Genomic DNA, 23,652 nt, shown 5'->3' with positions numbered 1-23,652 from the left:
CCGTGCAAACTTTTGTGATCGCAGGTGGATGTTTCTGGTGTCTGGACGCCGTATATCGGGTGCTTCGCGGGGTGACCGACGTCGTGTCGGGCTACACCGGGGGAGACACGCCCGATCCCAGCTATGAGTCGGTCTGCACCGGCCGTACCGGGCACGCGGAGGCCATCGCGGTCAGCTTCGATCCGGAGGTCATCCCGGCCAGTGTGATCCTCGACGTCTTCTTCACCCTGCACGACCCGACCCAGCTGAACCGCCAGGGCGCCGACGTGGGAACGCAGTACCGCTCCGCGATGTTCTACGCCGACGACGAACAGAAGCAGCTCTTCGAAAAGGCGCGCACGCGTGCCGCCGAATGGTGGGGCGAGGGCATCGTCACGACGATCCAGCCGCTCGGTGAGTACTTCGTCGCCGAGGACTACCACCAGGACTTCTTCGCCAAGAACCCCGGCCAGGGCTACTGCATGGCCGTTGCCCTGCCCAAGGTGAACAAGATCCGCAAGTCCTACGCGCAGTACCTCCTTCCCTAGCCCTCCACAGGCAGCGGCCCGGTTCCCTCTTCCACGTGGATGGCGGACCGGGCACGCGCCGGCACGGCCCGTCGCAGACTCGGAGCACGCGACCCGGGGGTGAGGGAGACAGGCACGAGCGTTCGCTCCCGGGTCGCGCGCGCCGGGCCGTTGCCCGGCGCCCGTCGAGGGGCAGGGAGCACGCAATGAGCGACATCATCACCGTGACCGGGATCGTGGCGACAACGCCGCGCCACCTCGTCACGAGCACCGGGCTGGCCATCACGTCGTTCCGGCTGGCTTCCGGCCAGCGCAGGTTCGACCGGGCGAAACAGTCCTGGGTGGACGCGGAGACGAACTGGTACACGGTTTCGACCTTCCGGCAGCTGGCTCACAACGTGGTGGGGTCGGTGCGCCGCGGCGAACACGTCGTCGTGGCGGGCCGGTTGCGCATCCGTGACTGGCACAACGCCGACAAGAACGGCACGGCGGTCGAGATCGAAGCGGACAGCGTGGGCCACGACCTGACCTGGTGCACCACGATCTCCCAGCGGGCGGCCCCGGCGCCCGGGCGTCTGCCCGGGGAGCCGGTGGAGCAGGCGGAGGCGGCAGAACATTCGGAGCCACCCTCGGCACAGGAGCAAGCGGCACAGGACCAGGCGGCACAGGAGCAGGCGGCACAGGACCAGGCGGCACAGGAGCAGGCGGAGTCCGGCGGTTTCCTGCCGCGGGAGGACGCCGGCCTGGTCACCCTAGACTCGTAAGGTCGGCCGCATCCGTGGCCCCTGGAAGGACGCGCCGTGCAGGTTGGACCTGGGGTGGACCCGCGGCGCAGGACCGGGTCGGTGGCCCCTCGGCTCCTCGGCACCGCGGCCGTGCTCGCACTCGGGGCAGGGCTCGGCCTGGGCCTGTCCGGCTGCGCCGCTGCGACGCCCGCGACAGCTCCGGCACCGTCGCCGAGCGCCGCGACGCCGTCCGCCTCCGCGCCGGCCGCGGCCCCGGCTCCTCCGCCCGCCCCGTCCCTGCGGCCCAACCAGGACGCGCGCGCCAATCTCGCCTATTTCGATTTCGTGGCATCCGGGGTTGTGGCCGCCAATCCGGCGGCCGGTGGTCGCGACTTCATCGACGCGCTCGTGACGGCCGGATTCGACCGGGCCCGGATGGAAGTGACCTTCGACGAGACCAGTGCTGCGCTCGCCGCCGACTCCATCCAGTTCGCCGTGGGCTTCGACGGGGAATGCCTGATCGGGCAGAACGGGCCGGCCACCGGCGGCTATCACGGAGCCGTCATGCCGGTGCTGGCGAGCGGCACGTGTCTGGTCGGGGCCACGCGGCAAATAGACTGGTAAGCACTATGGCCGAATTTATTTACTCGATGGTCCGCGCACGCAAGGCGGTTGGCGACAAGCTCATCCTCGACGATGTGACGATGTCTTTTTTCCCCGGCGCCAAGATTGGCGTGGTCGGGCCGAACGGAGCCGGAAAATCCACGATCCTCAAGATCATGGCCGGCCTCGACACACCGAGCAACGGTGAAGCGAAACTCTCACCCGGCTACAGCGTCGGCATCCTCATGCAGGAGCCCGAACTGGACGAGACGAAGACCGTGCTCGAGAACGTGCAGGAAGGCGTCGGCCCGATCAAGGCCAAGGTCGACCGGTTCAACGAGATCAGCCTCGCCCTCGCCGAGCCGGACGCCGACTTCGACGCCCTCCTGGCCGAGATGGGCACCCTGCAGGAGGCCATCGACGCCGCCGACGCCTGGGACCTCGACTCTCAACTCGAACAGGCCATGGACGCCCTGCGCACCCCGCCGGGAGACTCGGCCGTTTCCGACCTGTCCGGTGGTGAGAAGCGCCGGGTGGCCCTGACCAAGCTGCTCCTGCAGAAGCCCGACCTGCTCCTCCTCGACGAGCCCACCAACCACCTCGACGCCGAAAGCGTGCTGTGGCTCGAGCAGCACCTCGCGCAGTATCCCGGCGCCGTGCTCGCCGTCACCCACGACCGGTACTTCCTCGACCACGTGGCCGAGTGGATCGCCGAAGTGGACCGCGGTCACCTGTACCCCTACGAGGGCAACTACTCCACCTACCTCGAGAAGAAGCAGGAACGACTGCTGATCGCGGGCAAGAAGGACGCGAAGATGGCCAAGCGCCTCGCGGACGAGCTCGAATGGGTGCGCTCGAACGCGAAGGGGCGCCAGGCCAAGTCCAAGGCCCGCCTCGCCCGGTACGAGGAAATGGCGGCGGCGGCGGAAAGCACCCGCAAGCTCGACTTCGAAGAGATCCAGATCCCGGTCGGCCCGCGCCTCGGCGCCCAGGTCATCGACGCAAATAAGCTCAAGAAGGGCTTCGGCGACCGTGTCCTCATCGACGGGCTCAGCTTCACCCTCCCGCGAAACGGCATCGTCGGCATCATCGGCCCGAACGGTGTCGGTAAGACGACGCTGTTCAAGACGATCGTGGGCAAGGAGCCCCTTGACGGCGGCGAGCTCAAGATCGGTGAGACCGTCGCGATCTCCTACGTCGACCAGGACCGTACCGGCATCGACCCGAACAAGACCCTGTGGGAGGTCGTCTCCGACGGCCAGGACTACATCCAGGTCGGCAAAACCGAGATCCCGTCCCGCGCCTACGTGTCCACGTTCGGATTCAAGGGCCCCGACCAGCAGAAGAAGGCCGGCGTGCTCTCCGGTGGAGAGCGCAACCGACTCAACCTGGCTCTCACCCTCAAGCAGGGCGGCAACCTGCTCCTGCTCGACGAGCCCACCAACGACCTGGACGTCGAGACGCTCGGCTCGCTCGAGAACGCGCTGCTCGAATTCCCCGGCTGCGCCGTGGTGATCACTCACGACCGGTGGTTCCTCGACCGGATCGCAACCCACATCCTCTCCTACGAGGGCACCGACGAGAACCCGGCGAACTGGTACTGGTTCGAGGGCAACTTCGAGTCCTACGAGCAGAACAAGATCGAGCGCCTCGGCCCCGATGCCGCGAAGCCGCACCGTTCCGCCTACCGCAAGCTCACCCGCGACTAGGAGCACGATGAAGCTGCATGTGCCGATCACGCTGCGCTGGTCCGACCTGGACGCGTACGGCCATGTCAACAATGCCGCGATGCTGCGCCTCCTCGAGGAGGCGCGCATCCAGGCATTCTGGCTGGACGAGGACGCGACCGAGCCGGCACTGGGAGCAGGGACCGCGGTACTCGACGGCCGGCCGGGGGCGGCGACGCTGACCCTGATCGGCCGGCTCGAGGCCGAATACCTCGCACCGATTCCCTACCTGCGGCAACCTGTCGTCGTGCAACTGTGGCTGGGCAAGCTCGGCGGGGCCAGCCTCGAGGTCTGCTACGAGGTGTGGAGTCCCGACGGAGTGCTTCCGGCGGTGCTCTACGCCCGGGCGAGCACCACGATCGTGCTGGTCGATGCCGCCACGGAGCGCCCGCGCAAGATCAGTCCGACCGAGCGCGAGGCCTGGACGCCCTACCTGGACGAGCCCGTCAGGTTCTCCCGGCGGGCATCCGTTCCGGAGGACTAGCCCGGTTTCGGAGGACCAGCCCGGTTTCGGAGGACTACCGCGGGGTCTCGCTGACCGTGCCCTGCCAGATCGCCCGGCTGCCGGATTCGCCCACCAGCACGGTCTGCCAGGTGGCCACGCCGCCGAGTCCGAAGGCCAGCAGCACGAGCAGCACGCTCACCGCCTGTCGCCCGGCCCCCGGGCGCGAACGGCGTCGCCGGTCCTGCACGGTGTGCCACAGCCAGACCAGGACGCCGAGCAGCCCGAGGGAGAGCGTCCACGGCCAGAGCGCCCCGCCCAGGCCCGCGTGCACGCCGATCAACGGGGTGGGTGCCACCCGGGCCTGCAACCAGGCACCGGCCTGGGTCGTCAGCGGCACCAGCACGATCACCGCCAGCCCCAGCGCCGGCAGCACGATGCCCAGGCGGCGGCGCACCCCGGGGAAGACCGCGGCGAGGAGCACGGCCAGGGCGGTCACCGGAACGAGAACGACGACGAGATGCACGAGGAGAACGTGCAGGGGGAGACCGTTGACGGAGTAGAGGTCCATGGCCGCCCGCTTCCTAGGTGGCGGTGACCGAGTCGCCGGTCACTGCCACCGGCACCGCGACCAGCGGGCTCGGGGCCGGGCCACCGAGGACCTCGCCGGTCATCGCGTCGAACTTCGAGCCGTGGCAGGGGCAATCGAACTCCTTGCCGACGGGCCTCACGAAGCAACCTCGGTGAGTGCACACGGCGCTGAACGCGACCACCTTCCCCGCCGTGGGCTGGCTGACGAGGATGGGCTTTCCGTTCAGGAACGCCTCGACCGAGCCGCCGACCGGGATGTCGGCCAGCTTGGCGACCTCCGTCGAACCACCCGTGCCGGACTTCGGGTCGCCCGACTGGTCGGTGGTTGCGGCATCCCCGGTCGTGGCCGGCCCGGTGCTGCAACCGACGAGGGCGACGGCGGTTCCCGCGCCTCCGATCAGGAGGGCGGCCCGGCGGGAGATGCCCGCGGCGGTATCGGCCGGAATCGTGGTGGAGTTCGTCATGGTTCTCCTCGAGCGGGTTCGCGAATAGGTTGGGGTCGGCAGGGCGATGCTACCCAGTGCACCTGTTACTCAGTACAACGACACGGTGGCCCTTTCGGTTCAGTGTTCGGGTGAACCGCTTTGGCGGGTCCGACGTGTTAATGACGGGAGGTGCATGGTGACGGACGAGCGGGCCGAACTCCTGCGTGCACTCCACGATGAACACGCCCCGGCGCTCTGGCGTTATGTGGTGCGGCTGACCGGGGACGCCGCCCTCGCCGACGATGTGGTGCAGGAAACCCTGCTCCGGGCCTGGCGCCTGCCCCGCGTGCTCGACCAATCGGAGACGTCCGCCCGGGCCTGGCTGTTCACGGTGGCCCGGAACCTCGTCATCGACGACCGCCGGTCGGCCAGGCACCGCCACGAGTTCACGACCGATCAGCTCCCCGAACAGCTGACCGTCGACCAGACGTCCGCCCTGCTCGATTCCTGGCTCGTCGCCGACGCGCTGGCCGGGTTGTCCCGTGAACACCGGGCCGTGGTGATCTGCGCGTACTACCGCGGCCAGTCGGTCGCCGAGACCGCCCGGCTGCTGGATATTCCGCCCGGCACCGTGAAGTCGCGCCTGCATTACGCGCTGCGGGCGATGCGGCTGACCCTGCACGAGCGGGGGGTGAGCGAACGATGACCCCACCGGATGCCTACGCCGACTGGGATGCCGCCTATGTGCTCGGTGCGCTGTCCTCCGATGAGCGGCACGAGTTCGAGCGCCACCTCGCCGAGTGCGCCGACTGCGCCCGGCTGGTCGCCGAGCTCGCGGCACTGCCGGGGCTGCTCGGCAGCGTTCCGGCCGACGAGGCGCTCGCGCTGGATCGGCAGGCAGCGGAGCCGCACCCCGACTCGGCGCCGCGGGACGCCGACCGGGCCGGCGGGACGGGAATGTCTGGCCTGTCTGGCCTATCGGGCCTGTCTGGCGGGAGCCTCCCGCGACTGATGGACCGGGTGCGGCGGCGCCGGCGTCGCGTGCGCGCGCTCGTGGCCGGGGCCGTCGTGGCGGTGGCCGCCGCCTCGGCAGCCGCCGCCCTCGTGCTGGCCACGGTGCTCCCGGGCGCTCCCGGCGCGCCGGTCGCAGCGCCCGTCGCCTCCACGGCGCCGGGCAGTGCCCAGCCCCGGGCAGCCCGCACGGCAATGGAGCAGGTCGTGCCCAGCCCGCTCAGCGCCAGTTTCGTGCTGACCGGCGAATCCTGGGGAACCCGGATCGCCTCCTCGTGCAGCTACGCGCAGACCGACGGAGGTTCCGGCTCCGCCGAACGGGCGTATTCGATGTACGTGACCGACACCCGCGGCACGGCGACTCTCGTGGCGACCTGGCTGGCCGGCCCGGGCACCGCGATCGAGGCCGTCGGCACGACCAGCGTCGCGCGGCGCGACATAGCCTCTGTCGACATCCGTCTCGAACCGGACGGCCTGGTGCTGCTGGCCGGCCGGCCGCAGTCCTGAGCGTTGCTGACCTGAGCGGGACTACTCGGCGTTGGTGGGCACCCTGAGCATGCCCTCCTGGGCCACCGTGGCCAGAAGCAGCCCGGAGCGGCTGAAGATGCTGCCGGTGGACAGGCCGCGGCCACCCTGCGCCGAGGGAGAATCCTGCACGTAGAGCATCCACTCGTCGGCACGTCCGAAGCGGTGGAACCACATGGCATGGTCGAGGCTCGCGACCTTGAGCCCGGGGGTGGCCCACGCGATTCCGTGACGCCGCATGATCGGTTCCATGATCGAGTAGTCGCTCGCGTAGGCCAGCGCGGCGCGATGCAGGTCGGGGTCGTCCGGCAGCGGGCCGAGCGTCTTCATCCACACGGCCTGGCGCGAGGTGTGCTCGCCGTCCACCGTGAGGTAGATCGGCGACGGGATGTGGCGCATGTCGAACGGGCGTTCACTGGCCCAGTAGCGCGCGATCGAGTGGTCGACCTTCTCCAGGGACTCTGCCGCGGTCGGCAGGGACTCCGGGTCGGGCAGGTCGGTCGGCATGTCGATGTGATGTTCGAGGCCCTGGTCGTCGTCCTGGAACGAGGCGATCATCGAGAGGATCGGCCGCCCGTCCTGGTAGGCCTGCGTGCGCCGGGTCGCGAACGAGCGTCCGTCGTGGATCCGGTCGACCGAGAACGTGATCGGCTGGCCCACGTCTCCCGGACGGAGGAAGTAGCCGTGCATCGAGTGCACGTGCCGGTCGTCCGGCACCGTGCGCATCGCCGCGACGAGCGACTGGGCCAGGACCTGTCCGCCGAACACCCGGCCCAGCGGCATCCATTGCGACGGCCCGGTGAAGATGTCCTCACTCGTGCGGGCACCCGTATCGGTGAGGTCGAGGGCGGTCAGGAGACCTTGCATCGGCTCGTCCATGTGGCCTCCTCAGGCGCGTGAAGGGGGGTCCGTGTGAGCCCCGTCGTACCTTGGTAGTTTAGGAGCAGATGAGCAAGTCATTTTCTCTCACAGATTCCCATTCCCTCAGCGACCTCCAGGTGTACCTGTCGCGTGCCAGCCGGGTGGAGGACGGTTCGGTGCGCCTGATTTCGGCGGCCGGGGTGCTCGCCGTGTACACGGCCATCCTGTACCCGCGCGGACTCCTCGACGGCAGCCCGACGGTGCTCGGCCTGCGCACGTTCGCGCTCGGCGCTCCGGTCGAGCTCGATGCTGTCGTGCCGGTGCGTTCACTGCTCGACCGGCTGGCCAGGCTCGTGTCCGCAGTGACCCTGCCGGACGCGCCGGTCACCGTGACCGTTCCGCTCGAGGTGACCACCGTGACCTGGGCCGGGATCTCCCCGCCCAAGGGCGGCTGGACGGCCCTGGGCGAGACGGATGCCGCCCTTTTGCAGGCATCCGCGGACGCCGGCATCGAGGAGGTCGCAGCGGTGATCCCGACCGGGACGGGCGGCCAGATCGTGCAGCGCGTGCGCTCCGAGGTGTGGGGCCGGCCGATCCCCGGACTGGAGATCGTGCCGGCCGGCGCGGCCTTCGCCGCCGTCAGCCTCGGCTTCCTGCCGAAGGAGGAACCCGTACGCCTGTTCGAGACCGGCCCCTGGACCCGGCTGAGCACGAGCCGCGGCCACATCCTCGTGCGCCGCAAGCCCTGGTCGCTCCGCGGCTGATCCCGTCCCGGCGTCGTCCGGCGGCTGAGTTGCGGAGAAAACACCCTCCCAGCCGGGTTGAAGGTGCTTTCCCCGCAACTCAACCGCCGAGCGGGGGAGCGTGGCGCTACGGGCCGGCCGTGATTCCCGCAGGCTCGACCTCGGGTGCGGCATCGGGAGCGGCGTCGGCTTCGGCAGCGACCCGGCCCCGCCCTCCCCGGTAGCGCCAGACCCCGATCCCGACCACGACGGCCGCGAGGAGCAGCGACAGCAGCAGCGACTGGCGCGTCGATTCCTCGACTATCAGCATTCCGCCGAGCAGGGCCAGGATGCTGACGATCGCGAACCAGGTGAGGTACGGGAACGCCCACATCTTCAACGACAGGTTCGCCTGCTCGACGGGACTCATCCGGCGGCGGAGCACCAGCTGCGAGACCGCGATGACGAGCCACACGAAGAGCGCGATCGCCCCCGACGTGTTGGCGAGAAAGAGGAAGACCGTGTCGGGGGCGACATAGTTGAGCGCCACGGTGATGAATCCGACGACGGTGGCGGCCAGCACCGCGCTGCGCGGCACGCCTGTCGCCGAGATCTTCGCCCAGCTCTTCGGCGCGTCACCACGCGTCGACAGTGAGAACAGCATCCGGCTCGCCGTGTACAGCCCCGAGTTCAGGCAGGAGAGCACGCTCGTGAGCACGATGACGTCCATGATGGTGCCCGCACCGGGGATGCCGAACAGCTCGATGACGGCCACGTAGGGGCTCTTCGCGACGGACGCACTGTCCCACGGCAGGAGCGTGACGACGACGGCGATGGAGCCGATGTAGAAGATGAGGATGCGCCAGACCGTCGACTTGACGGCCTTCTTGACGGCGTCGACCGGGTGAGCCGACTCCCCGGCCGCGATCGTGGCGATTTCTGCGCCGAAGAACGAGAACACGACGACGAGGACGCCGCCGAGGACGGCGCCGGGGCCGTTCGGGAAGAAGCCGCCGTGGCCCGTGAGGTTGCTGAGGCCGGGAGCCTGAACGCCGGGCAGCAGGCCGAAGATCGCGGCGACGCCGAGCAGGAGGAAACCGATGATCGCGACGACCTTGATCGATGCGAACCAGAATTCGAATTCGCCGAACGACTTGACCGAGGCGATGTTGGTCAGCGTCAGCAGCACCATGAGGACGAGGGCCCACACCCACTGGTCGACGCCGGGAACCCAGCGATGCACGATCGCCGCACCCGCGGTTGCCTCGATCCCGAGGACGATGATCCAGAACCAGGCGTAGAGCCAGCCGATGCTGAAGCCGGCCCAGCGGCCGAGGGCGCGCTCGGCGTAGGTCGAGAACGACCCGGTCTCCGGGCTCGCGGCGGCCATCTCGCCCAGCATGCGCATGACGAGGATCACGACGAAGCCGGCGGCGGCGTAGGCGACCAGGATGCCAGGCCCCGCCTGCTGGATGGCGGCGCCGGACCCGACAAACAGGCCGGCACCGATGACGCCGGCGATCGCGATCATGGACAGGTGGCGGGGCTTGAGAGTCTTGGACAATTCCCCCGGCCCGGCCTTGTTTTTCGAATCAGGGGTACCAGCTCGAGGCGTCATTGCCATTAAGTTCCAAAGAGTTTGTGGGGGATTCCGCGCGCCCATCGGCGATCTGCGGGGCAATCAGACGATTGACTTTGGTCACCGTACAGGACGCTGACGGCACCGCCTAACCGAGGTCGGCGCCCGGATGCGCCCTCCTGGAGCGACTAGTTGCCTCCGGTGGCGAGCAGGGCCGCCCACACATCCGCGCGGGCGTGGAACGTGCCGAGGTCGCGGCCGAGCAGCTGCTCGGCCTGGCCGATCCGGGCGCGGACGGTGTGCCGGTGCACCCCGAGCACCTCGGCTGCCGGCCCGAACTGGCCATTCTGCTCCAGCCACACCCGCAGCGTGGCCAGGAGCGCGGTGCCGTGGGCGGCGTCGTGGTCGCTCAGCGGGGCGAGGGCCGCGCGGGCGACCTCCGAGGCATCCGTCCTGGCCAGGAAGGCGAGCACCCCCTGCCGGGAGATCAGGTCGAAGGCCACGATCCCCGGTTCGCCCTCCTGCGCACGCTCGAGCGCCTGACGGGCCTGGGCGAGCGCCCTGGGCAGTGAACGGTAGGGGGCCGGGTCGGACACCCCCACGTGCAGGCCGAACCCGACCAGGTCGCCGAGCAGGGGGCCGGCGCCGGAGTCGAGGCAGACGACGACGCTGGCACCGACCCGGGCGTAGAAGAGGTGCCCGCCGCGCTCCTCGACCCGGAGTTCGAGGAACTCGGTCAGGGCGTCCATGCGCTCCGGGGGAGGGTCGGCCACCGCGACCCGCACCGGCTCAGCCGGGAAGGCGCCCCACAGCTCGGCCGAGATCGTGCGCGCCAGCTCGACCTGACCGCCGAGCAGCGCGTGCAGCAGCCCGGAGCGGAGGTGCCCCCTGGCGCGCGCGAGCGCCGTGTTCTGCTCGAGGGCGAGCCCGGCGAGCGCGATCACGCTCGTCACGACCTCCTGGCCGGCCAGGTCGAGCGGGGTCCGGCCGCCGAGGGCGAGCACGCCGCGCAGCTTGTCGCGGCGCCCGAGCGTCTGCAGGTTGAGCGTCTCGTCGCCGTCGTCGACGGTGAGGCTGGCCCGCTGGCCGCGGCGGAGCATCCGCGCGGCCTCGTGCTGCGCCCGGTCGAGGGAGCCGCGAGCAGCGGATGCCCCCGTGAACGCGTCGCGGGGGAAAACCCGGTCGAGCGCGCCGCTCGGGTCGAACAGGGCGACCCAGTGGCCGAGCTGGCGGGACAGCTCGCTCAGGGTAGCGCTGAGGCCGTCCGGGCGGAGGGCGGCGAGCGAGATGGCCCGCTGCGCGGCGAGCGTCCAGGTGTCCCTGGCGAAGCGCAGTTCGGCGACCAGGTCCCCGGCGGTGCGGGCCACGGCGATGAAGGGCGTGCCGTAGGGCACCTCGACGAGGGGGATGCCCCTGGCCAGGCAGGCGGCGACGAGCGGGTCGGGTGTGCCGTCGCGCACGACCTCGGTGCCGAAGCCGAGGCAGGCGATGCCGAGGTCGGCCAGCCGGTCCACATAGTCGGTGTAGAAGGCATCCGTCGTCGCGTCGGAGGTGAACTGACGACCGGTGGTGAGCAGCATCTGGCTGGCGGAGAGGAACGGGGTCGGATCGGGCAGGTCCGAGCCGTGCACCCAGTCCACCGGCGCATCGAGCGCGCCGGCCGGGAGGTCGGACTCGGGGGTCAGCAGGCGCAGGTGCAGGCCCGGCTGGGCGAGGAGGCGGCGCAGGGGAGGGAGCAGCGGCGGGGCCACGGACGGAGACATGCGACGAGTGTACAGGGCGGCGAAAGATCGGACGTAGGTTGTACATAGTGGCAGACGCGGGTTGGGGCTGCCGTGCATAGCATTGCGCAATTGGCATCGTCGCCGGCAGCGCGGCGATGCACCTGTGTCGCAGAACTGGAGCAGCCATGACCATCGTCGAAACCCCCACATCCACCGTGCCGCTCGGCGGACCGAGCCTTCCCCAGGAACGCCGCCTGGTGACGAGCATCCCCGGCCCGAAGTCGCAGGCTCTGCAGGCGCGCAAGGCGCAGGCGGTCTCGGCCGGTGTGGGCGTGACCCTTCCGGTCTACATCGTCGCGGCCGGCGGCGGCGTGCTCGTCGACGTCGACGGGAACTCGCTGATCGACCTCGGCAGCGGCATCGCCGTCACCGGCGTCGGCAACAGCGCGCCGCAGGTGGTCGAGGCCGTCGCGGCCCAGCTCGCCCAGTTCACCCACACCTGCTTCACCGTCGCCCCCTACGACTCCTACATCGAAGTGGCCGAGACCCTCAACCGGCTCACCCCGGGCGACCACGCCAAGCGCAGCGCCCTCTTCAACTCCGGGGCCGAGGCCGTGGAGAACGCCGTCAAGATCGCCCGCCACTACACCGGCAAGCAGGCCGTCGTCGCCTTCGACCACGCGTACCACGGCCGCACCACCCTGACCATGGGGCTCACCGCGAAGAACCAGCCCTACAAGAACGGTTTCGGCCCGTTCGCCGCCGAGCTCTACCGCGCGCCGATGTCCTACCCGTATCGCGACGGCGGCCTGGACGGCGTCGTCGCCGCGAAGCGGGCCATCTCGCAGATCGAGAAGCAGATCGGTGCCGAGAACCTCGCCGCGGTGATCATCGAACCGATCCAGGGCGAGGGCGGCTTCATCGTTCCCGCGCCGGGCTTCCTGCCCACGCTCGTCGACTGGTGCCGGGCCAACAAGGTCGTCTTCATCGCCGACGAGGTGCAGACCGGTTTCGCCCGCACCGGCGACATGTTCGCCAGCGACCACGAGGGCATCGTGCCGGACCTGATGGTGATGGCCAAGGGAATCGCCGGGGGTCTCCCGCTCTCCGCGGTCACCGGCCGCGCCGAGATCATGGACTCCCCGCAGGTCGGCGGCATCGGCGGAACCTACGGCGGCAACCCGCTCGCCTGCGCCGCGGCCCTCGCCACCATGGCGGCGTACGAGTCCGAGAACCTGGTCGCCCGGGCCAGGGAGATCGGCGCCATCCTCACCGGCCGGCTGAACGCCATCCGTACCGCCGACAAGCGCGTCGGCGACGTGCGCGGCCGGGGCGCCATGATCGCGGTCGAACTGGTCGACGCCGTGACGGGCGACCCGGATGCCGCCCTCACCGGACGCGTCGTCGCCGCGGCCCACGCGCAGGGCGTCATCCTGCTCACCTGCGGCACCTATGGCAACGTGATCCGTTTCCTGCCGCCGCTGAGCATCCCCGACGAACTCCTCATCGAGGGCCTGCAGGTCGTCCAGGCCGCGCTGGCCGCCGCATGAGCCTCCTCGAGGCCGCACCTACGGCCCTGCTGACCGCACCGGCGACCCCGCTCGCCACCCCGCTGATCGATGCCCGCGCCCAGCTGGCCAGCGCGATCGACGTGCTCGGCTACGGCGCCGGGCTGCAATCCCTGCTCTCCACGCCGCGCCGGGAGATGACCGTGGCCGTGCCGCTCCGCCGCGACGACGGCAGCACCAGCCTGTTCACCGGCTACCGGGTGCAGCACAATCTCTCCCGCGGACCGGCCAAGGGCGGCCTGCGCTACAGCCCGGGAGTCACCCTCGACGAGGTGCGCGCCCTGGCCATGTGGATGACCTGGAAATGCGCCCTGATCGACGTGCCGTTCGGCGGCGCCAAGGGCGGGGTCACCATCGACCCCCGCCAGTTCTCCCAGGCCGAGCTGGAACGTGTCACCCGGCGCTACACCAGCGAGATCCTGCCGATCATCGGCCCGGAGAAGGACATCCCCGCCCCCGACATGGGCACCGACGAACGCACCATGGCCTGGATCATGGACACCTACTCCGTCAACGTCGGCTACACCGTTCCCGGCATCGTGACCGGCAAGCCGATCAGCCTCGGCGGGTCGCACGGCCGCGCCAGCGCCACCTCCCGCGGGGTCACCCACATCGCGCTCGCGGCGCTCCGGCACCGCGGGATCAGCCCGCACGGCGCCACCGCCGCGGTGCAGGGCTTCGGCAAGGTCGGGCACGACGCCGCCGTGTTCCTCACCGACGCCGGTGTGCGCGTGATCGCCGTGAGCGACCAGTACGGCGCCGTCTACAACCCGAACGGACTGGACTTCACGAGGCTCAGCGCCTACGTCGCCGCCACCGGACGGGTCGTCGGCTACGACGGCGCCGAACCGCTGGGCGGCGACGCCCTGCTCGAACTGCCCGTCGACCTGCTCGTTCCGGCCGCCGTCGAAGGCGTGCTGCACGAGGGCAATGCCGCCCGGGTCAGCGCCCGGATCATCGTCGAGGGAGCGAACGGTCCGACCTCCCCGGCCGCCGACCGCATCTTCGCCGAGAACGGCCAGCTCGTCGTGCCCGACATCCTCGCGAACGCCGGCGGTGTGCTCGTCTCCTACTTCGAGTGGGTGCAGGGCAACCAGGCCTACTGGTGGAACGCCGATGAGGTCGAGCACAAGCTCGAAGAACGGATGCTCGGCGCCTGGCAGCAGGTCGTCGAGTACGCCGCAGCCCGGGACCTCTCCCTGCGCGCCGCCGCGACCGTGCTCGCGGTCGAACGCGTGGCCGAGGCCCACCTGCTCCGCGGCCTGTACCCCTGACGGCGGCCCGGCGCGGCGGCCGTGCCGGATCAGAGAACCTTCGTGAACCGAACCAACCGAAAGAGAACATCGTGTCCAGTCGTGAAACCGACCTGCTCGCCCGCGTCCCCGACGGGCTCTACATCAACGGGGCCTGGCAGCAGGGCGGCGGCGACCCGATCGAGGTGACCGACCCGGCGACCGGTCTCGTGCTCAAGCGGATCGCGAACGCGGACGCCGCCGACGGCATCCGTGCCCTCGACGCCGCGGTCGACGCGAGCGCGGCCTGGGCGGCGACCGCCCCGCGGGTGCGCGCCGAGATCCTGCGCCGCGCCTTCGACCTGCTGCAGGAGCGCCGCGACGACTTCGCCCTGCTGATGACGATGGAGATGGGCAAGCCGCTGGCCGAGGCGAACGGCGAGGTCACCTACGGGGGCGAATTCCTGCGCTGGTTCAGCGAGGAGGCCGTGCGGATCAGCGGCCGCTACGGGCTGAACCCCGAGGGCACCGGGTCGATGGTCGTCTCTCAGCACCCGGTGGGCCCGTGCCTGCTGATCACGCCGTGGAACTTCCCGCTGGCCATGGCGACCCGCAAGATCGCGCCGGCTCTCGCCGCGGGGTGCACCGTCGTCACCAAACCGGCCGAACTGACCCCGCTGACCACCCTCTACTTCGTGCAATTGCTCGAGGATGCCGGCGTGCCGGCCGGGGTCGTGAACGTGATCACCACCTCCGCCTCCTCGGCCGTGGCCGGGCCGATCATCGCCGACCCGCGCCTGCGCAAGCTGAGCTTCACCGGGTCGACCCCGGTCGGGCGCAAGCTGATCCAGCAGGCCGCCCAGGGCGTGCTGCGCACCTCGATGGAGCTCGGCGGCAACGCCCCGTTCGTCGTCTTCGAGGACGCCGACCTGGACAAAGCCGTCGACGGAGCGATGCTCGCCAAGTTCCGCAACATCGGACAGGCCTGCACCGCCGCCAACCGGTTCATCGTGCACGAATCGATCGCCGCCGAGTTCGGCCGCCGGCTCACCGAGCGGGTCGCCGCTCTCACCATGGGCCGCGGCACCGAGGAAGGCGTCACCATCGGGCCGCTCGTCAACGAGGCCGCCGTGGCGAGTACCGACGCGCTCGTGCAGGATGCCCTGTCGAAGGGCGCCACCCTGCTCGCCGGCGGGGTACGCCCCGACGGCCCCGGCTCGTTCTACGAGCCGACGGTGCTCACCGGCGTCGCACCCGGCAGCGCCATCCTGCGCGAGGAGATCTTCGGACCGGTCGTCGGCATCGTCACCTTCGGCGACGAGGACGAGGCCGTGCGCCTGGCCAACTCGACCGAGTACGGTCTGGTCGGCTACGTCTTCACGAAGGACCTCGCCAGGGGACACCGGATGATCGGCCGCCTGGAGACCGGGATGATGGGCCTGAACACGGGGCTGGTCTCCAACGCCGCGGCGCCGTTCGGCGGCGTCAAGCAGTCCGGCCTGGGCCGCGAGGGCGGGCTCGAGGGAATCCACGAGTACCTCTCGACCAAGTACACCCTCATCCCGGTCTCCTGACCCCGATCGAACCCGAACACACCAACTCACACTGCAAGGGAGCAATCATGACCACGATTGAACGCGACATTGTCATCATCGGAGCCGGGGCATCCGGCCTCACCGCCGCGACCGAGCTGCGGAAGGCGGGCCTCACCGTCGCCGTGCTCGAGGCCAGGGACCGGGTCGGCGGCCGGCTCTGGACCGACGACATCGACGGCGCGATGCTCGAGATCGGCGGCCAGTGGGTCTCGCCTGACCAGGACGCGCTCAAGGAGACGATCGCCGAACTGGGACTCGAGACCTTCGCGCGGTACCGCACCGGCGAGAACGTGTACATCAACGCCGCCGGCGAGCGCACCCTGTTCGAGGGCGAGATCTTCCCGGTGTCGGCCGAGACCGAGGGAGAGATCCTCCGCCTGATCGAACTGCTCGACGGCCTCGTTGCCCAGACCGACCCCGACCGCCCGTGGGCGCACCCGCGCGCGAAGGAACTCGACGAGATCTCCTTCAGCGCCTGGCTGGAAAACGAGACGACCGACCAGGAGGCCCGCGACAACATCGGCATGTTCATCGCCGGCGCCATGCTCACCAAGCCGGCGCACGCGTTCTCCACCCTGCAGGCGCTGCTGATGGCGGCCAGCGCCGGCAGCTTCAGCAACCTCGTCGACGCCGACTTCATCCTCGACGAACGAGTCGTGGGAGGCCTGCAGCAGGTGCCGATCCTCCTCGCCGAACGGCTCGGCGACGACGTACACCTCGGCCAGGCCGTGCGCACCCTGCGCTGGAACGAGGACAGCGTCGTCGCCGTCACCGACGACCTCGAGGTGCACGCGCGCCGCGTGATCGTGGCCGTCCCGCCGGTGCTCTACAGCCGGATCTCGTTCGAGCCCTCGCTACCGCGCCGCCAGCACCAGCTGCACCAGCACCTCTCGATGGGCTTCGTGATCAAGGTGCACGCCGTCTACGAGACGCCGTTCTGGCGCGAGGACGGCCTCTCCGGCACCGCATTCAGCCCCTATGAGCTCGTGCACGAGGCCTACGACAACACCAACTTCGGCGACAGCCGCGGCACGTTCGTGGGCTTCGTGTCGGACGAGGCCGCCGACCTGGTGTTCACCCTCACGCCGGAGGAGCGGAAGACCCGCATCCTCACCTCGCTCTCGCACTACTTCGGTGAGAAGGCGCTCACACCGGTCGTCTACTACGAGAGCGACTGGGGCACCGAGGAGTGGACCCGCGGGGCCTACGCGGCGAGCTTCGACCTGGGCGGGCTGGCCCGCTACGGCGCCGACCTGCGCACCCCCGTCGGGCCGATCTCCTTCTCCTGCAGCGACCTGGCCGGCAAGGGCTACCAGCACGTGGACGGCGCCATCCGGATGGGACGCGTCACCGCCGCGGCGATCGTCGCCTCCGCCGAGCTCGTCTAGGGACCGCGCCGCGGCGACCTCAGGTCGTCGCGGCGCACCTTTGGGCAGCGGGCGCACGTTTCACCTTGCGCCCGCTGCCCAAAGGTGCGCCATGAGGCGCGGTCGTGCGCGGCGGACCTACAGTGCCGCGGCGACCGCTCGGCCGGCGGTGCGGCCGGAGAACAGGCAGCCGCCGAGGAAGGTGCCCTCGAGCGAGCGGTAGCCGTGCATGCCGCCCCCGCCGAAGCCGCTGGCCTCCCCGGCCGCGTACAGGCCGGGAACGGGCTGCCCGTCGGGGCCGAGCGCGCGAGCGAACAGGTCGGTCTCGATGCCGCCGAGGCTCTTCCGGGTGAGGATGTGCAGCTTGACGGCGATCAGCGGCCCGTTCTTCGGGTCGAGCAGCTTGTGCGGGCTCGCCACGCGGATGAGCCGGTCGCCGCGGTAGTGCCTGGCCTGCCTGATCGCGGTGATCTGGGCATCCTTCGTGAAATCGTTGTCCAGCTCCCGGTCCCGTGCCCGGATCTCCCGCTCGATCCGGGCGAAGTCGAGGCGCACCTCCGGTGAGCGTTGCTGCATTCCGGCCAGCAGTTCGTGCAGGGTGCCGGCGACGACGAAATCCGCGCCCTTCGCCTTGAACGCCTCCACCGGGCCGGGCGCCCCCGGGGTGACCCGTTTGGCGAGCAGGGAGAGGTCCTTGCCGGTCAGGTCGGGGTTCTGCTCGCTGCCGGAGAGGGCGAACTCCTTCTCGATGATCTTCTGGGTGAGCACGAACCAGCTGTGGTCGTGGCCGGTGCCGAGGATGTGCTCGAGCGTGCCCAGCGTGTCGAAGCCGGGGAAGAGGGGTGCGGGCAGCCGTTTTCCGGTCGCGTCGAGCCAGAGTGACGACGGGCCGGGCAGGATCCGGATGCCGTGGGCCGCCCAGACCGGATCCCAGTTCTCGATACCCTCCGTGTAGTGCCACATCCGGTCGCCGTTGATCAGCCGGGCGCCGGCCCGCTCGCTGATGCCGAGCATCCGGCCGTCGACATGCGCGGGAACGCCGGAGAGCAGGTGCTCCGGGGCGGCGCCCAGCCGGGACGGCCACTGGGCGCGCACGAGGTCGTGGTTGCCGCCGATGCCGCCGCTGGTCACGATCACGGCCGACGCCGCCAGCTCGAACTCGCCGACCCGGTCCCGGGAACTTGCCTCCCCGCGGGCGGCAGTGCTCGGCGCGAGCACGCCGCCGCGCACCCCGGTCACGGTGCCGCCCGTGACGACGAGCTCGTCGACCTGGTGCCGGTTCAGCACCGTGACGCGCCCGGAGGCCACGCCCGCCCGCACCCGGGCGACGAACGGAGCGAGCAGGGCGGGGCCGGTGCCCCAGACGATGTGGAACCGCGGCACCGAGTTGCCGTGCTCAAGGGCGGTGTAGCCGCCCCGCTCGGCCCAGCCGACGACCGGGAAGAACCGGATGCCGAGCTCGTGCAGCCAGGCGCGCTTCTCCCCGGCCGCGAAGTCGAGGTACGCCTCCGCCCAGCGCTTCGGCCAGTAGTCCTCCTCGCGGTCGAAACCGGCGCTGCCGAACCAGTCCTGCCTGGCCAGCTCGGGGGAGTCGTGCACGCCCAGGCGGCGCTGCTCTGGGGAGTCGACCAGGAAGAGCCCGCCGAAGGACCACCAGGCCTGCCCGCCGAATGAGGCCGCCGGTTCCTGTTCGACCAGGATCACCCGCTTCCCGGCGGCAACCAGTTCGGCCGTCGCGACGAGGCCGGCCAGGCCGGCCCCCACGACGATGACGTCGGCCTCGGCCGACCTGCTGGACGGGGGGACGGCGGTCATTGTGGCTCACTCTCACTCGTCAAGTTCGACGGACATTCTGCCGGAATCGGCTCAAAACAGCCCTGCAGAGCGCCGGAACACGCAATTGTCCGTCGAATTCGACAGGGCGGGCGGCTACTCGTCGAACGTGTTCAGCATGGCGTGGGCGGCCCGTTCCAGGTAGTCCCAGAGGGTCTCCCGCTGCAGCGGCGGCAGGTCGGCCCTGTCGACGGCCTGGCGCATGTGCGCGAGCCAGCGGTCGCGGGCATCCGGGTTCACCTTGAACGGCTGGTGCCGCTGGCGCAGCCGGGGGTGGCCGCGCTGCTCGCTGTAGGTGCCCGGCCCGCCCCAGTACTGCTCGAGGAACATGGTCAGGCGTTCCTGGGCCGGACCGAGGTCGGCCTCGGGGTACATCGGCTTCAGCACGGGGTCGGTCGCGACTCCGCGGTAGAACTCGGCGACGAGCCTCGCGAAGAACGGCCGCCCGCCGACCTGTTCGTAGAAGGAGGCGCCGATCGCGGCGCCGTTCTCGCCGTCGCGCAGAAGCACACGGGACGGAGTGCCGGCAGGGGCGGGGCTGGGCGCGGCCGGGACGGATGCCGGCGTGGGCGTAGGCGTGGACGTGGGCGTGGACGTAGGCGTGGGGGTAGGGGTGGACTCAGGCGTCATCGCGGATCTCCGGATCTGGTGTCGACTTCGGCGAGCTCGGGGTGGGGTGTTCGGCGTCCAGCTCGGCGGCGGACTTCACGGGCTTCTCGGCAGGCTTCCCCGCAGGTTTCCCGGCGGGCTTCTGGGCCGGGGCGCTTTCGCCGGATGTCGTGTCTGCCGGGTGCTCGGCGGCATCCGTCGCCACGATGCGCCCCTTGCGAGGGGCGCGGGGGAGGCGGGACTTCTTCCGCACCGGGACCGGCGCGGTGAACGGGGCCGTGATCGCATCGGGAACGGCGGCGGCGGCCTCGGCGGCTGCGTCGGACGGTTCGTCCGTGCCGGGGATTGCAGCGGCGTTCACGGAACCGTCCGGTCCGGTCATCACGACGCTGTTCAGCGGGGTCAGCCCGATGCCCAGCCCGTCGAGCGCCTTCTTGAGGTGCAGGCGGAGGTCGCGGGCGAAGTCCCACTTGGCCGAGACCCGGGTCTTCACCACGAGGCGCACGACGAGGGCCTCGGCCGAGATCGACTCGAGTCCCCACACCTCGGGCTTCTCCAGGATGACGGGGCGCCACTTGCGGCTGGAGGCGAGGGCCCTGGCCACCCGGAGCAGCTCGGCCTGCACGGCCTCCACGTCGGAGGCGTAGGGGATGGCGAGGTCGATGATCACCCTGGCCCAGCCCTGGGACATGTTGCCGACGCGGAGGATCTCGCCGTTGCGCACGAACCAGAGGGTGCCGTCGACGTCGCGCACCTGGGTGACCCGGATGCCGACCGTCTCGACGACGCCGGAGGCGAAGCCGACGTCGACGATGTCGCCGACGCCGAGCTGGTCCTCCACGACCATGAACAGGCCGTTGAGGATGTCCTTGACGATGTTCTGCGCGCCGAAGCCGAGCCCGGCGCCGAGCGCGGCCGTGAGCAGGGCGAAGGAGCCGAGGATGTCCGTGTTGACGACGTTCACGATCAGCAGCACCGAGACGATCAGCAGGGTGACGTTGACGATGTTGGTGAGCACGGAGCCGAGCGTGCGGGTGCGCTGCACCACGCGCACGGCGGCCACCGGGGAGACGCTCAGCGCCTGGGTGTCCATCACGTTCTGCGTCTTCTTCACGCCGGAGACGATCTGCCCCACGACCCGTTCGATCACGAAGTGCAGCCCCCAGCGCAGGAGGAAGGCTCCGATGACGATCGCGGCGATGTTGATGACCTTGAGCCACAGATCGACGGTGAAGAATTGGGCGAGTTCAAGCCAGATTGCGTCGAAATTCATATTGGAAGCAGTCTACCGAGAGCCGCCGGGCAGAGGCTGGGACCCTCGCCGTCCACGCGGGACGGGATGCACAAAACCCCCGCCGGGCGCCCGGGCGGGCGGCGGCGAGGGCCGTGAGGCGTTCCAGACGGATGCTCCGGGCTGGTTAGACCGCGTCCCGCGCCTGGGCGGCGAGGGCTCGCTCCACCCCGGCCAGGTTCTCGATCACCAGGCGGCGGAGCGCGAGCGGCTCCGGGTTGGCGTCGAGCCAGGCGCGGGTCGCGTCGGCCAGGGCCTGGTTGGCCAGCGGTGACGGGTACAGGCCCAGGATCAGCTTCTCCGCGATGGAGAAGCTGCGGGATTCCCAGACCGACTGCAGCATGGCGAAGTACCGGTCCACGAACGGTTCGAGCAGGGTGGTGTCGTTCGCCCGGAGGAACCCGGCCGCGGTCACGCGCACGATCGTATTAGGCGCGGTGTCGATGTCGATCAGCGACGACCAGGCCGCCTGCTTGCCCTCCGGCGTCGGGATGGCCGCGCGCGCCTGGGCGGCCGACTGAGCGCCCGTCGCGGTGTTGTCACGGGCCAGGGCCGCGTCGATCTCGGTGGTACCGGCCTTGCCGCCGGCGACGAGGGCGATGAGCAGCTCCCAGGCCAGGTCGGTGTCGATCGTGAGGCCGTCCAGGGGTGCGGTGCCGTCCAGGAGCGCCGCGACCGAGGCCAAGTGGCTGCCGGTGGAGGCGACCGAGCCGAAGAACTTGACGAACTGGAACTGGGCGTCGGTGCCGGGTTCGGCGTGCCGGGCGAGGGACCAGAGGGCGTCGCCGACCTCGGTGACCGTGTTCGCACGGAACTCCTCGGCGACATAGTAGGTCGCGGCGAGCACGACCTGGCCGACCACCGTGCGCAGCGTGGTCGATTCGGTTTCGGTGGCGACGTTGCCCAGCACGAGGCTGATGAAGTCGCGCGGCGCGGTCTCGGCGTCGCGGGTCGCGTCCCAGACGGCACCCCAGACGATCGCCCGGGCGAGCGGGCTCTCGATCGAGGACAGGTTCTCCAGGGCGACGTCCTGCGACGCGGCGTCGAGGCGGATCTTCGCGTAGGCGAGGTCGTCGTCGTTGAGCAGGACGAGGGCGGGACGGGCCTGGCCGACGAGCTCGGTGACATCCGTTCTCGGCCCGTCGACGTCGATCTCGACCCGGTGGGTGCGCACGAGGGAGCCGTCGGCGAGGTCGTAGAAGCCGATCGCGAGGCGGTGCGGGCGGATCGTGGGGTAGTCCGCCGCGGCGGTCTGCAGCACGGTGAAACCGGTGATGGTTCCGGCCTCGTCGACCGTGACCTCGGGGCGGAGCGTGTTGACGCCGGCCGTCTCGAGCCAGAGCTTCGTCCACTCGGTGAGGTCGCGGCCGCTGGAGGCCTCGAGCTCGACCATCAGGTCGTTCAGCTCGGTGTTGCCCCACTCGTGCTTGGCGAAGTAGTAGGCAACACCGGCGAAGAACTCGTCTCTGCCGACCCAGGCAACGAGCTGCTTGAGCACCGAGCCGCCCTTGGCGTAGGTGATGCCGTCGAAGTTGACCTGCACGTCTTCGAGGTCGGTGATGGTGGCCGTGATGGGGTGCGTCGACGGCAGCTGGTCCTGCTTGTAGGCCCAGCTCTTCTCCATCACGGCGAAGGTGGTCCACGCCTCGGTCCACTCGGTGGCCTCGGCGGTGGCCATGGTCGACGCCCATTCGGCGAACGACTCGTTGAGCCACAGGTCGTTCCACCATTTCATGGTGACCAGGTCGCCGAACCACATGTGCGCCAGTTCGTGCAGCACCGTGACCACACGACGCTCCTTGATGGCGTCGGTGACCTTGGAGCGGAAGACGTAGGTCTCGGTGAAGGTGACCGCGCCGGCGTTCTCCATCGCGCCGGCGTTGAACTCCGGCACGAACATCTGGTCGTACTTGTCGAACGGGTAGGGGTAGTTGAACTTCTCCTCGAAGTAGGTGAAGCCCTGGCGGGTCTTCTCGAACAGGTAGTCCGCGTCGAGGTACTGGAACAGGCTCTTCCGACTGAACAGCCCGAGGGGGATCGTGCGTCCGTCGCTCGAGGTCAGTTCGCTGCGCACGACGGAGTACGGGCCCGCGACGAGGGCAGTGATGTAGCTGGAGATGGTGTGGGTGGGCGGGAAGATCCAGGTCTTCGCGCCGTTGCCGGCATCCGTCGGGACGGGTGTGACGGAGTTGGAGATGACCTCCCACGCCCCGGGCGCGGTGACCGTGAAGGCGAACGCGGCCTTGAGGTCGGGCTGCTCGAACACGGCGAAGACGCGGCGGGAGTCCGGCACCTCGAACTGGCTGTAGAGGTAGACCTCGTTGTCGACCGGGTCGACGAAGCGGTGCAGGCCCTCGCCGGTGTTCGTGTAGACGGCGTCGGAGACGACCGTGAGGGTGTTCTCGGCGGCGAGGCCGTCGAGCTGGATCCGGATGCCGTCGCTGACGGCTGCAGGGTCGAGGGAGACCCCGTTGAGGGTCACCGAGTGCACCGCGCGGGTGATCGCGTCGATGAAGGTGGACGCGCCGGGCGTGGCCGTGAACTCCACTGTCGTCGTGCTGCCGAACGTCTCCGCACCGGTGGTGAGGTCGAGGGCTACCGCGTAGCTCCGCACGGCAATGAGCGCCGCGCGCTCCTGGGCTTCGATCCGGGTGAGGTTTTCTCCAGGCAACGTATTCTCCATCTCAGTTTCGACCGGGGCTTCTGGCTCCGGACG

21 protein-coding genes are annotated in these 23,652 nt (G+C 70.0%); 12 read left to right on the top strand and 9 right to left on the bottom strand.

Features of this window, described 5'->3' with window-relative positions:
* Positions 1–2 precede the first annotated feature (2 nt).
* The 5 genes from msrA (at position 3) to IWX89_RS05235 (ending at position 4,045) form a co-directional block, all read left to right on the top strand.
* Complete coding sequence (msrA, locus tag IWX89_RS05255; protein WP_196902516.1) at positions 3–527, top strand: peptide-methionine (S)-S-oxide reductase MsrA; 525 nt, start codon at positions 3–5, stop codon at positions 525–527.
* 185 nt (positions 528–712) lie between these two features.
* On the top strand, positions 713–1,270 hold the full coding sequence (gene ssb / locus IWX89_RS05250) for a single-stranded DNA-binding protein (protein WP_196902515.1): 558 nt from the start codon (positions 713–715) through the stop codon (positions 1,268–1,270).
* Positions 1,271–1,306: 36 nt separating this feature from the next.
* On the top strand, positions 1,307–1,855 hold the full coding sequence (locus IWX89_RS05245; RefSeq protein WP_231382920.1) for a hypothetical protein: 549 nt from the start codon (positions 1,307–1,309) through the stop codon (positions 1,853–1,855).
* Between the two features lie 5 nt (positions 1,856–1,860).
* A complete protein-coding gene (ettA, locus tag IWX89_RS05240) occupies positions 1,861–3,543 on the top strand; it encodes an energy-dependent translational throttle protein EttA (protein ID WP_196902514.1) in 1,683 nt (560 codons plus the stop codon).
* Between the two features lie 7 nt (positions 3,544–3,550).
* Complete coding sequence (locus tag IWX89_RS05235; RefSeq protein WP_196902513.1) at positions 3,551–4,045, top strand: thioesterase family protein; 495 nt, start codon at positions 3,551–3,553, stop codon at positions 4,043–4,045.
* 34 nt (positions 4,046–4,079) lie between these two features.
* On the opposite strand, the gene IWX89_RS05230 is transcribed toward IWX89_RS05235, so the two are convergent.
* Together IWX89_RS05230 and IWX89_RS05225 are read right to left on the bottom strand one after the other, a co-directional pair.
* Positions 4,080–4,574, bottom strand: a complete 495-nt coding sequence (locus tag IWX89_RS05230) for a DUF2231 domain-containing protein (RefSeq protein WP_196902512.1) — start codon at positions 4,572–4,574, stop codon at positions 4,080–4,082.
* A 13-nt stretch (positions 4,575–4,587) separates the two neighbouring features.
* Positions 4,588–5,058, bottom strand: coding sequence for a ubiquinol-cytochrome c reductase iron-sulfur subunit (locus tag IWX89_RS05225; protein WP_196902511.1), 471 nt, complete (start codon positions 5,056–5,058; stop codon positions 4,588–4,590).
* Positions 5,059–5,212: 154 nt separating this feature from the next.
* On the opposite strand from IWX89_RS05225, the gene IWX89_RS05220 reads away from it, so the two are divergent.
* Both IWX89_RS05220 and IWX89_RS05215 read left to right on the top strand, forming a co-directional pair.
* Complete coding sequence (locus IWX89_RS05220; protein ID WP_196902510.1) at positions 5,213–5,725, top strand: sigma-70 family RNA polymerase sigma factor; 513 nt, start codon at positions 5,213–5,215, stop codon at positions 5,723–5,725.
* Entirely contained in the window at positions 5,722–6,537 is an 816-nt protein-coding gene (locus IWX89_RS05215; protein ID WP_196902509.1) for a zf-HC2 domain-containing protein, read from the top strand. The genes IWX89_RS05220 and IWX89_RS05215 overlap by 4 nt, the downstream gene beginning before the upstream one ends.
* Positions 6,538–6,558: 21 nt before the next feature.
* Here the strand turns inward: IWX89_RS05215 and IWX89_RS05210 are convergent, their stop codons facing one another.
* Entirely contained in the window at positions 6,559–7,434 is an 876-nt protein-coding gene (locus IWX89_RS05210) for an acyl-CoA thioesterase II (protein ID WP_231382919.1), read from the bottom strand.
* A 68-nt stretch (positions 7,435–7,502) separates the two neighbouring features.
* Between IWX89_RS05210 and IWX89_RS05205 the strand changes: the two genes are divergently transcribed.
* Complete coding sequence (locus tag IWX89_RS05205) at positions 7,503–8,180, top strand: hypothetical protein (RefSeq protein ID WP_196902508.1); 678 nt, start codon at positions 7,503–7,505, stop codon at positions 8,178–8,180.
* 106 nt (positions 8,181–8,286) lie between these two features.
* Here IWX89_RS05205 and IWX89_RS05200 read toward each other — a convergent pair whose 3' ends face one another.
* Together IWX89_RS05200 and IWX89_RS05195 are read right to left on the bottom strand one after the other, a co-directional pair.
* Entirely contained in the window at positions 8,287–9,756 is a 1,470-nt protein-coding gene (locus tag IWX89_RS05200; RefSeq protein ID WP_196902507.1) for an amino acid permease, read from the bottom strand.
* Positions 9,757–9,905: 149 nt separating this feature from the next.
* Positions 9,906–11,480 (bottom strand): helix-turn-helix domain-containing protein, encoded by a 1,575-nt coding sequence (locus IWX89_RS05195; RefSeq protein WP_196902506.1) that lies wholly within the window; start codon positions 11,478–11,480, stop codon positions 9,906–9,908.
* A gap of 146 nt (positions 11,481–11,626) precedes the next feature.
* Here IWX89_RS05195 and gabT point away from each other — a divergent pair, with 146 nt between their 5' ends.
* The 4 genes from gabT to IWX89_RS05175 all read left to right on the top strand — a co-directional run bounded on the left by gabT (position 11,627) and on the right by IWX89_RS05175 (position 17,224).
* Positions 11,627–12,991, top strand: coding sequence for a 4-aminobutyrate--2-oxoglutarate transaminase (gene gabT, locus IWX89_RS05190; protein ID WP_196902505.1), 1,365 nt, complete (start codon positions 11,627–11,629; stop codon positions 12,989–12,991).
* On the top strand, positions 12,988–14,283 hold the full coding sequence (locus IWX89_RS05185) for a Glu/Leu/Phe/Val dehydrogenase (RefSeq protein ID WP_196902504.1): 1,296 nt from the start codon (positions 12,988–12,990) through the stop codon (positions 14,281–14,283). The genes gabT and IWX89_RS05185 overlap by 4 nt, the downstream gene beginning before the upstream one ends.
* Before the next feature lie 68 nt (positions 14,284–14,351).
* Complete coding sequence (locus tag IWX89_RS05180; RefSeq protein ID WP_196902660.1) at positions 14,352–15,815, top strand: NAD-dependent succinate-semialdehyde dehydrogenase; 1,464 nt, start codon at positions 14,352–14,354, stop codon at positions 15,813–15,815.
* Positions 15,816–15,862: 47 nt separating this feature from the next.
* The gene (locus tag IWX89_RS05175) at positions 15,863–17,224 is read left to right on the top strand and encodes an NAD(P)/FAD-dependent oxidoreductase (protein WP_196902503.1); all 1,362 of its coding nucleotides are present in this window, start codon (positions 15,863–15,865) and stop codon (positions 17,222–17,224) included.
* 117 nt (positions 17,225–17,341) lie between these two features.
* Here the strand turns inward: IWX89_RS05175 and IWX89_RS05170 are convergent, their stop codons facing one another.
* The 4 genes from IWX89_RS05170 to pepN form a co-directional block, all read right to left on the bottom strand.
* Positions 17,342–19,018: an FAD-binding dehydrogenase gene (locus tag IWX89_RS05170; RefSeq protein ID WP_196902502.1), complete on the bottom strand. Its 1,677-nt coding sequence runs from the start codon at positions 19,016–19,018 to the stop codon at positions 17,342–17,344.
* 114 nt (positions 19,019–19,132) lie between these two features.
* Entirely contained in the window at positions 19,133–19,540 is a 408-nt protein-coding gene (locus IWX89_RS05165; protein WP_231382940.1) for a globin, read from the bottom strand.
* 115 nt (positions 19,541–19,655) lie between these two features.
* Entirely contained in the window at positions 19,656–20,918 is a 1,263-nt protein-coding gene (locus tag IWX89_RS05160; protein WP_196902501.1) for a mechanosensitive ion channel family protein, read from the bottom strand.
* Positions 20,919–21,063: 145 nt separating this feature from the next.
* A complete protein-coding gene (gene pepN, locus IWX89_RS05155; protein WP_196902500.1) occupies positions 21,064–23,607 on the bottom strand; it encodes an aminopeptidase N in 2,544 nt (847 codons plus the stop codon).
* Between the last annotated feature and the right edge of the window lie 45 nt (positions 23,608–23,652).

Origin of the sequence: Cryobacterium sp. MP_M3, from assembly GCF_015752155.1 — a bacterium.
Taxonomy (GTDB): Bacteria; Actinomycetota; Actinomycetes; order Actinomycetales; family Microbacteriaceae; genus Cryobacterium.
The sequence above is the reverse complement of the archived record's forward strand: the minus strand, read 5'-3'. Positions and strand labels throughout refer to the sequence as shown.

What these genes read in the sequence shown, in the direction of transcription:
- ettA (WP_196902514.1), top strand. Translation starts at nt 1,861, where the DNA reads ATGGCCGAATTTATTTACTCGATGGTCCGCGCACGCAAGGCGGTTGGC.
- IWX89_RS05220 (WP_196902510.1), top strand. Translation starts at nt 5,213, where the DNA reads ATGGTGACGGACGAGCGGGCCGAACTCCTGCGTGCACTCCACGATGAA.
- IWX89_RS05210 (WP_231382919.1), bottom strand. Translation starts at nt 7,434, where the DNA reads ATGGACGAGCCGATGCAAGGTCTCCTGACCGCCCTCGACCTCACCGAT.
- IWX89_RS05200 (WP_196902507.1), bottom strand. Translation starts at nt 9,756, where the DNA reads ATGACGCCTCGAGCTGGTACCCCTGATTCGAAAAACAAGGCCGGGCCG.
- IWX89_RS05160 (WP_196902501.1), bottom strand. Translation starts at nt 20,918, where the DNA reads ATGAATTTCGACGCAATCTGGCTTGAACTCGCCCAATTCTTCACCGTC.
- ssb (WP_196902515.1), top strand. Translation starts at nt 713, where the DNA reads ATGAGCGACATCATCACCGTGACCGGGATCGTGGCGACAACGCCGCGC.
- IWX89_RS05175 (WP_196902503.1), top strand. Translation starts at nt 15,863, where the DNA reads ATGACCACGATTGAACGCGACATTGTCATCATCGGAGCCGGGGCATCC.
- gabT (WP_196902505.1), top strand. Translation starts at nt 11,627, where the DNA reads ATGACCATCGTCGAAACCCCCACATCCACCGTGCCGCTCGGCGGACCG.
- IWX89_RS05205 (WP_196902508.1), top strand. Translation starts at nt 7,503, where the DNA reads ATGAGCAAGTCATTTTCTCTCACAGATTCCCATTCCCTCAGCGACCTC.
- IWX89_RS05185 (WP_196902504.1), top strand. Translation starts at nt 12,988, where the DNA reads ATGAGCCTCCTCGAGGCCGCACCTACGGCCCTGCTGACCGCACCGGCG.
- IWX89_RS05170 (WP_196902502.1), bottom strand. Translation starts at nt 19,018, where the DNA reads ATGACCGCCGTCCCCCCGTCCAGCAGGTCGGCCGAGGCCGACGTCATC.
- IWX89_RS05195 (WP_196902506.1), bottom strand. Translation starts at nt 11,480, where the DNA reads ATGTCTCCGTCCGTGGCCCCGCCGCTGCTCCCTCCCCTGCGCCGCCTC.
- IWX89_RS05235 (WP_196902513.1), top strand. Translation starts at nt 3,551, where the DNA reads ATGAAGCTGCATGTGCCGATCACGCTGCGCTGGTCCGACCTGGACGCG.
- IWX89_RS05225 (WP_196902511.1), bottom strand. Translation starts at nt 5,058, where the DNA reads ATGACGAACTCCACCACGATTCCGGCCGATACCGCCGCGGGCATCTCC.
- IWX89_RS05230 (WP_196902512.1), bottom strand. Translation starts at nt 4,574, where the DNA reads ATGGACCTCTACTCCGTCAACGGTCTCCCCCTGCACGTTCTCCTCGTG.
- IWX89_RS05215 (WP_196902509.1), top strand. Translation starts at nt 5,722, where the DNA reads ATGACCCCACCGGATGCCTACGCCGACTGGGATGCCGCCTATGTGCTC.